Origin of the sequence: Mucilaginibacter sp. L3T2-6, from assembly GCF_030519355.1 — a bacterium.
Lineage (GTDB): Bacteria > Bacteroidota > Bacteroidia > Sphingobacteriales > Sphingobacteriaceae > Mucilaginibacter.
Genome location: NZ_JAUMKC010000006.1, coordinates 112,899 through 125,586, shown reverse-complemented (window position 1 = coordinate 125,586; position 12,688 = coordinate 112,899). Strand labels below are relative to the sequence as shown.

The 12,688-nt window shown below is 46.1% G+C and carries 10 protein-coding genes; 3 read left to right on the top strand and 7 right to left on the bottom strand.

What is annotated here, in order from left to right; genetic code table 11:
• Positions 1-32: 32 nt before the first annotated feature.
• On the bottom strand, positions 33-179 hold the full coding sequence (locus Q3W13_RS25220; protein ID WP_368077627.1) for a TrmO family methyltransferase: 147 nt from the start codon (positions 177-179) through the stop codon (positions 33-35).
• Positions 160-423, bottom strand: coding sequence for a hypothetical protein (locus tag Q3W13_RS09040; RefSeq protein WP_302863087.1), 264 nt, complete (start codon positions 421-423; stop codon positions 160-162). The genes Q3W13_RS25220 and Q3W13_RS09040 overlap by 20 nt, the downstream gene beginning before the upstream one ends.
• A gap of 177 nt (positions 424-600) precedes the next feature.
• Here Q3W13_RS09040 and Q3W13_RS09035 point away from each other — a divergent pair, with 177 nt between their 5' ends.
• The 3 genes from Q3W13_RS09035 to Q3W13_RS09025 all read left to right on the top strand — a co-directional run bounded on the left by Q3W13_RS09035 (position 601) and on the right by Q3W13_RS09025 (position 3,012).
• A complete protein-coding gene (locus Q3W13_RS09035) occupies positions 601-819 on the top strand; it encodes a hypothetical protein (RefSeq protein WP_302863085.1) in 219 nt (72 codons plus the stop codon).
• A 120-nt stretch (positions 820-939) separates the two neighbouring features.
• On the top strand, positions 940-2,601 hold the full coding sequence (locus Q3W13_RS09030; protein ID WP_302863084.1) for an FAD-dependent oxidoreductase: 1,662 nt from the start codon (positions 940-942) through the stop codon (positions 2,599-2,601).
• A gap of 141 nt (positions 2,602-2,742) precedes the next feature.
• Positions 2,743-3,012 carry a UBP-type zinc finger domain-containing protein gene (locus Q3W13_RS09025; RefSeq protein ID WP_302863083.1) on the top strand — a complete coding sequence of 90 codons (270 nt, stop codon included), beginning with the start codon at positions 2,743-2,745 and terminating at the stop codon, positions 3,010-3,012.
• Between the two features lie 86 nt (positions 3,013-3,098).
• On the opposite strand, the gene Q3W13_RS09020 is transcribed toward Q3W13_RS09025, so the two are convergent.
• From Q3W13_RS09020 to Q3W13_RS09000, 5 genes are all read right to left on the bottom strand, one after another.
• A complete protein-coding gene (locus Q3W13_RS09020; protein WP_302863082.1) occupies positions 3,099-3,542 on the bottom strand; it encodes a DoxX family protein in 444 nt (147 codons plus the stop codon).
• A gap of 151 nt (positions 3,543-3,693) precedes the next feature.
• Positions 3,694-4,515 (bottom strand): glycerophosphodiester phosphodiesterase family protein, encoded by an 822-nt coding sequence (locus Q3W13_RS09015; RefSeq protein ID WP_302863079.1) that lies wholly within the window; start codon positions 4,513-4,515, stop codon positions 3,694-3,696.
• A gap of 35 nt (positions 4,516-4,550) precedes the next feature.
• Positions 4,551-7,277 (bottom strand): hypothetical protein, encoded by a 2,727-nt coding sequence (locus Q3W13_RS09010; RefSeq protein ID WP_302863078.1) that lies wholly within the window; start codon positions 7,275-7,277, stop codon positions 4,551-4,553.
• 253 nt (positions 7,278-7,530) lie between these two features.
• Complete coding sequence (locus Q3W13_RS09005; RefSeq protein ID WP_302863077.1) at positions 7,531-9,111, bottom strand: SusD/RagB family nutrient-binding outer membrane lipoprotein; 1,581 nt, start codon at positions 9,109-9,111, stop codon at positions 7,531-7,533.
• Positions 9,112-9,129: 18 nt separating this feature from the next.
• Positions 9,130-12,411: a SusC/RagA family TonB-linked outer membrane protein gene (locus Q3W13_RS09000; protein WP_302863076.1), complete on the bottom strand. Its 3,282-nt coding sequence runs from the start codon at positions 12,409-12,411 to the stop codon at positions 9,130-9,132.
• Positions 12,412-12,688: the final 277 nt, after the last annotated feature.

Genomic DNA, 12,688 nt, shown 5'->3' with positions numbered 1-12,688 from the left:
TTCCATTCACTTTCGGGCTTTATTACTCGCCGTCACCTCAGGGGCTTAATATCAATCAGCGGCGTGCCATCCAACACCTCCAGATTTGTAATTTTTATCTTTCCGTCGCTGGTTATTTCCATTATTTCGGTTTCGTGAAGGCCAATTGGATTTGGCCTGTTAAGGCGAGCGGGTAGCAAATACGCCGCGTGTTGGCGCGTTGGGATTATTTCTTGGTTTGGTGGTCAACGTATCCCGGTCGCCCTTGTCGAGCCAGGTAAGCAGGACAATTTTTCCGCCCGCCACGAGCCCCGAAATCGCCGGTAAAAATTCCTTTTCAATATGTATAATAACCTCCGGTGCGCCTTCATCTTCCTGCAGCGGACAATCCTTTATTTCTTTTATCGGCGATTGTATGTAGCCAATGAACTTGATTGTTTCCATTAAAACGGTTAAATTTTGATAATAACGAACGGCATAAATTTAAATGGACAAAATTCAATCCTGCAAAACAGTGATCATTTAAACTCTTAAAAATCGCTTAATCCCGGTTCCCTTATTACATTCCCAAAACCATCTCCGCCCCTGCCTGTTACTATTATCACATCAACATTAACTGCAATGAAAAACAAAATCATCATAACCGCCCTCGCCTGCAGCGTTTGTATTTTAAGTGCATGCAGTGGCGATCGTTACCCCAAACACGGCGATACCGACAGCATAAACAGGCGGTATCCCGTAACTGTTGATTCCAGTAAGTTCGACAAGGACACCGGCAGAAACATACCCGGCATGCACGGTGATAGCATGCGGGCGAAAAAGGATTCTGTTAAGAAATAAATCATCCTGCAATTTTCTGTCATTTTGTTGGCCGGTAATCCGCCGGATGGCTTTTGGGGGCGCTAATATTCCCTTACATTTGTAATAAATTATTAATTTGCCGCCACACGCCTATTGCCCATGGAAAAGCCTATCATATTTACTATAGACGACGACCCGCAGGTGCTTCGTGCCATTAGCCGCGATCTAAAATCGATGTATGGCAAGGACTACCGGGTTATCAATACCACGTCGGCGAATGAAGCCCTCGAAGCGCTTATTGATTACAAAAACAGCTCGGAGGTAGTAGCCATGTTTGTATGCGACCAGCGCATGCCCGAAATGGAGGGCGTTGATTTCCTGGAAAAAGCCATAAAGATATTCCCGAAAGCAAAGCGGGTTTTACTTACCGCATATTCCGATACAGAAGCCGCTATAAAGGCTATTAACGATGTGCAGCTGGATTATTACCTGATGAAGCCGTGGGATCCGCCGTCAGAGAGGCTTTACCCCATCATCGATGATTTGCTGGACGACTGGCAAAGCGATTACGTACCAGATTTTAAGGGGATTAAGGTAGTTGGCTACCAGTTCTCGCCGCAGTCGCATACCGTTAAGGATTATCTGGCAAGTAATCTCATCCCGTATAAATGGCTTGACGTCGAGAAAAACCCTGATGCTAAACAGTTGCTGGAGCTGAATAAAGTTACCCTGGATCAACTGCCGGTTGTGGTGTTTGATGATGGTTCTTATTCCTGTCAGCCCTCTATAAGGTCGATTTCAGAAAAAATCGGCGCAAGCCCGCAAATAACGCATGACATTTATGACGTCGCAATTATAGGCGCCGGGCCGGCAGGATTGGCAGCCGCTGTTTACGGCGCGTCCGAAGGGTTAAAGACCTTATTGATTGAGCGTAAGGCCCCCGGCGGCCAGGCTGGCACCAGCTCGCGTATTGAAAACTATCTGGGTTTCCCGGCAGGCTTAAGCGGCGCCGATCTGACACGCAGGGCCATCAGCCAGGCGATGCGACTGGGCGCAGAATTTTTATCGCCGCAATCTGTAAATGATATCCGCCAGAAAGATGGCTACAAGACCATCATCCTCGACGACGGGCCAGAGATTGTGAGCCGTACCGTTGTAATTACTACCGGCGTTGATTACCGCAAACTGGATGTTAAAGGCGTAGAAAACTATACAGGCGCGGGCATATATTACGGTGCAGCAACTACCGAAGCCTCGGCATGCAAAGGCAAAGAGGTTTATGTTATAGGCGGCGGAAATTCGGCCGGGCAGGCAGCCGTATACCTGAGCAAATTTGCCGAGAATGTATATATCATCATCCGCAGGGATAGCTTGAGCTACACCATGTCGGCTTACCTGATACAGCAAATTGAAAACCTGCCCAACATACACGTGCTGCCCGATACGGAAGTTATTGAGGCTGCCGGCCATAACTGCCTCGAAAGGCTGACACTTATAAACGTAAAGACAAAAGAAACAGAAACCCGTCCGGCAGCTGCGCTGTATATTTTTATCGGCGCAAAACCTTATACCGACTGGTTAAAGCTCGATATTTTAAAGGATGAAAAGGGATTTATAGAAACCGGTCGTGAACTGCGGCGTTATGATGAGTTCCCAAAGATCTGGAAGCAAAAACGCGATCCCTTCTTGCTGGAAACCAGCTGCAGCGGCATTTTTGCCGCGGGCGATGTGCGTGCCGGAGCCATGAACCGCGTTGCATCTGCCGTAGGCGAAGGCTCCATGGCGATCAGCTTTGTGCATAAATATCTGGCAGAAGTGTAGGGTTTAGCAGCTTGAATATAATCAAGGTTGAGAGGCTACCCCACACCGCTGGCTGTGTCTCCACAGCCAATATTAGGTTACAAAAGTCATACTCCCCTGGCTGTGAAGACACAGCCGGCAGAAAAATAAAATATCATCACCATGGAAAACGAAGTTTGCCAGCACCTGGCCGCTATTAAAAGCTTAAAAAAACCGAAGGACTACGTTTGCGAGGAATGTATAAAAACGCATAGCTCCTGGATGCACCTGCGCACCTGTCAGACTTGCGGTGTTACGCTTTGCTGCGACAGCTCTCCGAATAAACATGCCAGTAAACACGCGGCTGAACACAATCACCCTGTGGTAATTTCTGCCGAGCCGGGCGAACGCTGGCTGTGGTGCTATGTGGATGAAGAAATGGCGGAGTATTAAGAAGCCGGCAGTTGACGGTTTACAGTTGGCACAGGTTTACATTTACAAGCTTGCTACTTCTGCAAACTGCCCACTGAGACGGCAAACTATTTAGAGGTTATTCCTCCTAAGTACCTATCCAGCGACCACGGTCCCGAACCCAGTATTAAAAATATAACCAGCGCAATTAATGCTGCAACGGACGGCCAAACCATATAATTAACTGCATCTTCAAAAATGCCGCTCAAAAATATAGCGCCTACTACAATCGGTATTTGTATGATACAGCCAAACCGGGTTAAAATTCCAACCCCGATTAAAACACCACCTACCATGTGTGCAAATGCTACATAGTAAACCAGCGCCATTAAAATACCGTTCGAAAGATTGATAACATTCTGGTCGACGATAATTGCCTTCAGATACTCGGTGTTTTGCATAAACGCTATGCCTTTCAAAAGCAAAAAAGCTCCGAGCGCTATACGCACTATATCAAGCACCCTGGGGTGGTGACTGTCGCCCCAGGTTTCAATACGATGAACCACGTTCATAATTACCTCCGGTTTTAAATAATTGGTTATTATAAATTTAGGCAATTATTTTACTAAGAAGCAATTATTCGTCCGAAAAGTCAGTAAAGAGCGGAAGAAGCTGCAAAACCACCTTATATTAAGCATACTCCCGACTTTACTGACTCCCGCCCTACCTTAACCCCTTCCCTTCCAAATATTTAATTAACCCCGGCGGATTATCTGTTTGCATGCCTTTTAACCCAACCCCGATTGCCTTATCCCAAACCTGCGGACCTTCAGCAGGGCCTTGCACATCAGGCCAGACCGGAATGCCCAGCGATGCGGCGTATTGAATCATTTCCTTTGTATACGTATTGTAATTACCGTCGAGGATATCAGGATGCCATTTGTTGATAAATTGCTTCATCCCTTCAATGGTCTTTACACTGTCGGGCATGCTTAGCATCAGCGGCATAGCCGGGTAGGCTGTACGCCAGTCGGTAATTTGTGATGGTTTGTTGATATATACTAACACCTGCTTTTCCATGTGGTATTGTTTAAGCAGGTTCAATGTCGCACTGGCATCGGCTTCTTTAAAATCTATATAGATATAAATTCTATCCCTGCAGAGCTTCAGTATCTGTTCAAACGTGGGGATGCGGTAAATCATCGTATCAGCGGCACTTTTTGCGTTTACTTTTAATCCGGATAACTGTTGCAGGGTAAAATCTTTTACCAGGCCTTTGGCCTCTGTCATCCGGTTAACAGTAGCATCGTGCATACTAACCAGTTTGCCATCGCTGGTGGTGCGCAGGTCTATTTCTATATAGTCTGCGCCGTCCTTTATGGCCATGGCATAACCTTCCAGCGTGTTTTCGGGGTAAATGGTGTGGTCGCCTCGGTGGGCGGCTACAATAAATTTATGCCGGGCCCGGGGCGCAGGGTTAGGCTGTGCAATGGCTGCCGCGTTCAATGTCAGCAAAAAAACTGCTGCTAAAAATGTGTGCTTCATTCGTAAATTAAACTTGTAAGTTAAAAATAGCCGGCTTAGTCTTTTTCCCCTTTATCCAGGCGGCGCCGTTCATTTCGTTCGTTTTCTTCATCATCCATATCGGGGCCTTTTTCAATCTTGCGCCAATCTATTGTTTTGTTATACCGTTTCATGGCGTTTTGCGGGTTGAATATCCGCGTATCACTTTTAACCAGCGTGTAAGGAGTAAAGTCTGGTTTAGCAGTAAAGAAGTCCTGCAATAAGGTACCGGTCGCATCGTACTGATTTACATAGGGAACATCCAGTATATTATAAATGGTTTTAAGTATCGCACCAAAGTTGGCGTGCGTGTGGCTTATATAGCCTTTCTTTACATACGGCCCGGCAAGCATCAATATGGAGCGGTGGGCGTCCACATGGTCAACGCCACCTTGAGGGTCATCCTCCGTAATGATCACCAGCATATTTTTCCAGTATTTTGTGCGCGACAGAAAATGCAGTATGCGGCCCACCGCGAGGTCATTATCAGCCACATACGAATTTCTATAAGGATAGCCATCCGCAGGCCTTGGGTCCGCCGTATGGTCATTAGGAACCTGCATGGTGATCAAACGTGGCATTGGTTTATTGCCCTTGATCCACATTTTGGTAAACTCACCCTCAAACTGGTCCATCCTGAACTGGTCGGGGATATTGGTATTAAAGCCTGCGTAATTATGACTGGTACGGCTAAACAACGCTTTTTGCATAGGCACCATCACCACGTGGCCAGATCCGGTTGCCGTATCCTGCCATTGTTCGCGGTTGTGGGCGGTTTCGTTACCCTCTCCGAAGTTATAGAACTCAATATGTTTCCGTTCCAGGGCTTCCCACAGGCCGCCGCGCTCAGCGTAATCTTCCGGGTCCATACTGCCGGTTGATCCGGGGAAACGCCGGCCTGGGGCTTTTGAGAATATCTTTGCCGTTTTGCTGACATTCGAATTCGCCTCAACCCACTCATTCGGAATTACACCCAGCATCCAATGGTGTCCGTGTATGGACGCATCGCTGTCGCAATAGTAATTATCAGAAAAAGCAAACTGCTGTGCCGCCTTTAAATGGTTAGGCGCTACTTTAAGGCCCGGGAACTGCGTCTTCAGCGCATCCGGGAGGGTGTACTCGCAGTTAACGCCGAACCTGGCCAGCGTGCTGTCGCCAACAGCGCCTTTTAGCTGCCCAAATACTTCGTCATAAGAGCGGTTCTCTTTAGTGATGTACACAATGTATTTTATTGGGGTAGGCGTCAGGCCGGGAAGGGCAGGCAGCGGATTAGCAGGGTCAACGGTTACCTCTTTACTTAAAAAAGTGTTTCCTATCACCTGCCTGGTATAACTTGCAAGCATATCGTGATCCGGAACACGGACCTTTTGGAATAAACCGAGCTGTATGTCGCCGATGTATGTTCCCTGGGGCGGCTTTACAAAGCCATTGCCGCCATTGGGGCCGGCGCCTAATCCGCGGCATGAGGTGATGTAAAGCTCCTTTTCATCTGCGGATAACTTAACCCTGGATGGCCCCCAGCCTGTTGGTATAAGCCCGCGTGTTGTTTTTGAAGGTACATCGATAACTGCCACAGCGTTAAATCCCAACAATGCTACATAAAGAGTTTTTTCGTCTTTACTAAGGCAGATGCCAAATGGCAGTAAGCCCCGGTACTTATTCAATCTTTCGTCAGTAGTAATTGGAATAGTTCCTGCCAGTTGATGATGTTTGTAATCGATAATGGAGATGTTGTCATTGGTGGCATTGGTAACATAGGCATACAGGGAACCAACCGCAATAGAATTAGGGCTGGCGCCGCCAACTACTTTCGCGTCTTCAATCATTTGCCCTACCTGGTAGCCGGTTTTAAATTTATTGATGATTTGATTTTTTCCCAGGTCAATGGTAAAAACGCTCATCGCTTCGGGCGAGTTAGGGCTGCCCACACCGGGTATCTGCCTGCCTTCCACAACTGTGCCGTCTATCGATTCTTTTGTATTGTTGCCATATGGATGATGGGTTATCATTATCGAATCAACATTTTTTGGCGTTGCGCCTTTTATAAGCGGGTATGAATACATGCCCACATTAGCAACAAAGGCCGTTTTTTTATCCGGGCTTATTGACAGGCCAAAAGGCTGCCTGCCCGAGGGCACAGACGCGGTGATTTTCCTGGTTTTCAGGTCCATCCTAACCACCCGGAAGTTGCCCCTGTCTAAAACCAGCAACTCGTTACCGGCATCGTTCAGCAGCAGGTCAGAGGTAAAGCTGTCTTCATAGTCTGTGCCGTTAACCTTGCCGTTTAATGAAAGCGAATCGATCATCCTTAGCTTTTCGGTATCATAAACTATAACCGCGCCGTTATCGCCGCCGCTCAGGTAAACCGTCTTCGAGTCCGGTGCAAAAGCAACCCCCAAAAATGATCCGTCTTTAATTGGAGATGCAATAGTCTTGTCGTACGAGGGTACCCGTAAAGCATCCATCGACGCCAGATCAATAAGCGTAATCACACCGTTGTGCAGCGTAACTGCCTTTTTGCCGTCGGGCGATATGGAAAGGCCGAAAGGATCGTGCGTAATTCGTATCGATTGTCCTGCAGGCGTAACCAACCGGCCACTGGGCAAAACAGATATTCCGCCTTCATTAATTTTGCAATACTGGTTAATACCCGGCACTTCTAATATGGTGGTGTGTTTTTGCGCAAAAGCAGCACATACAGCACTTAGCCATACTACTGCAAAAAAAATCCCCTTTTTGCTCATGCTATTTTTTTGATATACTACTTATTTATTTGTATCACTTGTTAAACTTTGAGTCAGCAAACTGCTGAACCACGCTCTTGATATAACCCCGCACCAAAACGCACATAATGTATCATAATATTTGGGCAGATCCGGCTTTACCTTGCTACTGCAAACAGCAATAAAAACACGCGAGGTATTTTCTAAAATGCAGCAAGTAGTTAAAAAAAAGAAGCCACCCGAAATTCGGATGGCTCCAGGCGTTCAGTTTTTATTATTTAAGTATCCACATTACACCGTTGATATCGTCATTGCCACCAAATTGGCTGGACAATGCCGCGTTGTAATTTGCGCTGTTTGCAGTACGCTCACTGGATGGGTATTGAAAGCGTAATGCGATACGCTGCCCATTGCTGGTGCCCGGGCCGGTTGTAAAGTTAGGCACGCCGGTACGGCGATAGGTAAAATACGATTCCAACCCTGAGTGACGGAACAACGCCAGGTATTTTTGCTGCAATATCTGGGTTAAGCCGGTTGCACCCGGGGTGTATTTTACAGCTGGCTGACCATAATATGTCGCCCAATCTGTTTTAATAGTATAGGTATCATAGTTTGATAAACTGCTTACACTTGATGAACCCGGACGATAAAAATAGGCTGTAAATGAACCTGTTGCAGGTATGCTGTATGAATCCATCGAAGCCTGTATGCCTTTAACATAAAAGCTTTCTGCATCGCCGGTTGCCCAGCCGCGGTTTATACCTTCGGCAATATTAAACTCCTGCTCGGCATAACCTATTTGTATACTTGGCTCGCCGGTATAAGTTGAATAAAAATGCTTACGGTTGATGAATGAATAATAACCTAAACCAGCGTTGTTATACATTGTGCCTAAGTCTAGCCCAGGGTCTGCACCAACAAATGATGCAAAATCTGTAGGGCTTTGCTTTTTCACATCAACCAGATCACGTGCAGGCTCTGCTGTTACAAATACGCGCGGATCATGAAATGTGGTTAACAGTTTAATATAGGTTTGTGACGAGTTTTGCCTTGAACCATTTTGACCAAAGTTATCCGGGTTTTGCGGATAATAGTTTGATGGCGCAACAAATATATATTGCAGGTTATCGGCAGCGCTTGTCATTAACGGGTATTTGGTTGGGTTACTTACTATGGCTGCAAACTGCGCAGGCACGTTAAGGTCTGCATCAGAAACCGCTTTCTTGCTTAGCTCGGTAAGCAGACGGATATGAAATGCGTTAACAACTTTTTGCCATTTTGCCAGGTCACCATTAAAAAATATATCGCCCTGTATAGAAGTTGTACCACCGGCTATCAAAGCTCCTAAATCGGTATTTGCGCTTTCCAGCCATGCCAAAGCCTGTTTCATAACATCTTTCTGGCTATCATACTTAGGAGTAAGGTTGGCTAAGCCTTGCAGCGCCTGGCTCATAGGGATATCACCTTCCTCCAGGCTCATCTTGCTGAAAAAATAAGCTCTGAAAAATTTGCCAAGCGCACTGTAACCGTTAACGGCGGGCAGGCCCTGTCCTATAGCCTGTTTTTCCATCACTGTCACGTTTTTTAATGTGTTGTAATAGTTGTCACCCGAGCCCAGATCATAAGTGTTGTTACCGTAATAGTTGTAGTTATAAATATAGTACTGATCATATATCTCTGCCGAGCCCTGCGGCAAGTCAACCATGCTGTTTACCACACCATTAAAGAGTAATGACGCCGGCACACTATTCGGAACGTTGTTATTAAGCGTCAAGTCCTCGAAGCTTTTTTTACAACTGCTCACTGTCAGCAGCATTATTGCCGGCAGTAAATAAATTTTAAATATCTTTTTCATATCACGTATCGTGTTTAATTAAAATGAAAGTTTTAAGTTAAGCCCGTAGCTGCGTACTGAAGGAGATTGCAGGCCGGTTAGCGAAGTAGCCGTGTTGGCATACTGGTCTAAGTCCACGTCCTTAAATTCAGGGTTCTTGTAAAAATACAGCAGGTTACGGCCGTAAATTGACGCAGAAGCCTTGCTGATAAACGTATGCTGAAGCCATGCTTTAGGGAAAGTAAAATCGATGGTTACCTCGCGTAGTTTTGCATACGTTTTGCTCATCAGGTTGGCTTCGGTTACGTTATAGTACTCGCTTGCATACTCCTGCACAAATGCGGTTGAAGTATTAGGAGCATATTGCAGTGCGCCGTAGTTTAATACCGCACCTGTTTTTGAATCGTAATTTGGTGCAACACCGTTTGATATTTGTACACCCTGGCCAACGTAGCTGCCGTTATAGCCTGCTTTGCCAAAGTTCTGCCAGTCTTTATAGCGGGCATCACCCAGTGCGCCTTCGGCTGTTAAAGCGTTGCTGCCGCCGCGTACTGTTTTGTTATGTACATAATCTGCGGTAACACCACCTACCGAACCGTCAAACTGGAAGCCCAGGCCTATGCTCTTATAATGTACGTGGTTGTAAACAGACCATGTGTAGTCAGCATTTAAGTGTCCCAGATATTGCGGTACCGGGTTTACCAGCGGTTCGCCGTTTGAACCATTGATGATTTGCCCTGTTGGAGTTCTTACGAATTTGGTACCGTAAAACTTGTCGGTACGGTCGCCTTTTTGAAAGAAGGTATTGTATGTAGTTTGACCCGGAGGCAACTCGTCATAAATCTCCTTAAATGTCGACCAGTTAACCAAAACATCCCAGCCAAAGCCGCCCATGTCTTTTACCGGCGTACCGCTTAATGAAAGTTCGTAGCCTGTCTTTTTAGTCTTCAAAGCATTCAAAAACTCAGTAGTATATCCTGTAGCAGTTGAGATTGAGTTTGCCAGGATCCTCGGACCGTCGATATACTGAAATGCAGTTGCACTTAACCCTAACCTGTTCTGGATGAACTTGATGTCAAGTCCTTCTTCGTAGTTAACGCGGGTTGAGGTTTTGATACCTGTTTGATACAAATAGTTTGAGGCATAGCCCGCTGTCTGGCTGTTGTATGGCTTCGCGGTTGAGAACGAGGTATTCAACGAATAGTCGGGACCGTTGTACGGAGAGTTATACGTTGTGCCGTAACCCAGCGGATTATCAAATAAAGATGGGCCTGTGCTACCGCCAAATGCTGTTATCGAGCTGTATGGCGCAGGGCCAATGCTGGGGCTGGTAGCATCTGAACGCACGTTTGAGTAAGAAGCACGAGCCTTTAAGAAAGTAATAAAGCTTGGTAAAGTAACATAGTCAGAAATTACTGTGGCAGCTGATATACTTGGATAATAATAAGTGGTTACATTTTGAAATGCTGAAGATTTGTCAACACGGCCGGTGCTTGATAAAGTTGCATAATGGCCGAAGGATAGATCGACTGAATAGAAGCCGCTTAACGTGCGAAGCTGCGAACTGAAGCTGGTTGCCTGGATAGGGTTTTTTGAGTTGCTGAAAGCGTACACTCCCGGTACGTTCAGATAATCGGTTGATACCCAGCTTGAATTATATTTAAAGTTACGTAAGTTACCGCCCACTAAGCCCGAAATGTTCAGGAACTTTTTAGCGGTGTAATCAAAGTTTAACTTTAACTCTGTATTATTCTCGAACAAATCGCGGCGGTCTTCACGATAATCGCCCTGGTTGCCTTCACGCCCGTATGGGTGAGCAGAATATGGCATATCTTCGGTATGCAGCAGGTTATAAGTATTCACCTGCGATTTTAAGCCCACATTCAGGTGGTTGTCAATTTTGAAGTTACCTGATAAATAGCCGTAGATATCATTTTTATAGTGCGAGCGTGTCCAGATTTTAGTCAGGAACCACGGGTTGTGATAGCGGGTGTATTCAGCAAATACCGATTGAGTACCTACCTTACCCGGCTGCCATATTCCTTTAATATCAGGGGCATTAACGTTCCAGTCGGCGCCGGTCCATATAGCCATGTTATAGATGATACTGTTCGGGCCGTACTGAACGTCCGGGTAATCATCTGTGCTCTGCCTGTTAAAATCAAAACTCGCTTCAAACTTTAACCTTGATGTTGGATTAAATGAAGCAAACATGTTAACGTTGGCAATATCAAGGTATTGCGAGGGGATATAACTGCTTTGGTGCTGCTGCGAAACCGAGAACCTGGTGGTATAGGTATCGCCGTTAGCTGTTAAGGCAATGTTATTATTGGTTTGATAGCCGGTACGCAGAAAGTTAGCCAGGTTATTAGCGCCCCGGGCAACCCATGGCGTACCCTGCCGAACGCCGTTAATAACGGGGCTATCATACTGAGGGATGAGCTGACCTGCAAAATAAGGTCCCCAAACGTCGTAGTCGCTGTCAACGCCACCCGGTGCACCGCCTTTACCGTCAACAAAAGTGTAGAAGGTGTTCTCGCCCGGTCCGAATTTACTTTGGATACGCGGAAAAGCAACAAAGCCTTTGTTTATAACCGTACTGCTGTTTATATCAACAGTAAGCCCTTTTTTGTTAGCATTACCTTTTTTGGTGGTTATTAAAATCGCACCGTTGGCAGCGCGGTTACCATAAAGTGCAGCCGCAGCAGGGCCTTTCAAAATAGTGTAGGTTTCAATATCATCCGGGCTCAAATCGAAAGTATCCGAGTTGATAGGCAAACCGTCAACCACATATAAGGTAACTGTGTTGCCACGAATGGTAACATTCGGTACGCCCAATACTTCGGAAGTAGCGCCTACCGATAAACCGGCCACTTTACCGATCAGGCCGTTCACCGGGTTAGCATCGCGTGCCGTAGTCAGCGCATCGCCATTAACCGTTTGAACCGAATAACCAAGGCGGCGGGTTTCTTTTTTTACGCCCAGCGCTGTTACTACAACCTCATTTAACGTTTTAGAATCATCCTTTAAAACTATATTATAGTTCGTCTGGTCGGTAACCGGTACTTCCGCAGGCTGAAAACCAAGGAAAGATACCTCGAGCACCTGGCCTTTTTGAACGGTAAGCAGAAAGCGGCCGTTAACGTCGGTTATGGTACCTTGTGTAGTACCTTTTACCTTTACGCTTACACCCGGCAAAGCCTGCTTTTGATTATCGGTTACGGTACCACCGATTTTTGATTGCCCGAACAAAAGTACCGGGGCCAGACAAAATAACAACGCTGTTATTAGCGTCCGGAAATGCATGTAAATCTGTTTCATCTGTTAATTTTTGAGAGTGAGAAGAAGGAATTTTTCATGCAGCAATACTAAACTTTGTTTATTATTAGTAAACTAAATTAGTATTAAGCAATGCTTAACAATAGATGTAGCAAATGTTAAATAGGGCCATTGATATAACAGCGGCGTTACTATTTGCTTACGTTATTTTAATGTGGATGCGGCAGCCGCTAAAGCCGGGAAAGGCGGAAAACTCAGCAATGGTGAAGTTGATTTGGCTGGATAAGTTGCACCAGGCTGATTAAGTGCATATCCGGCA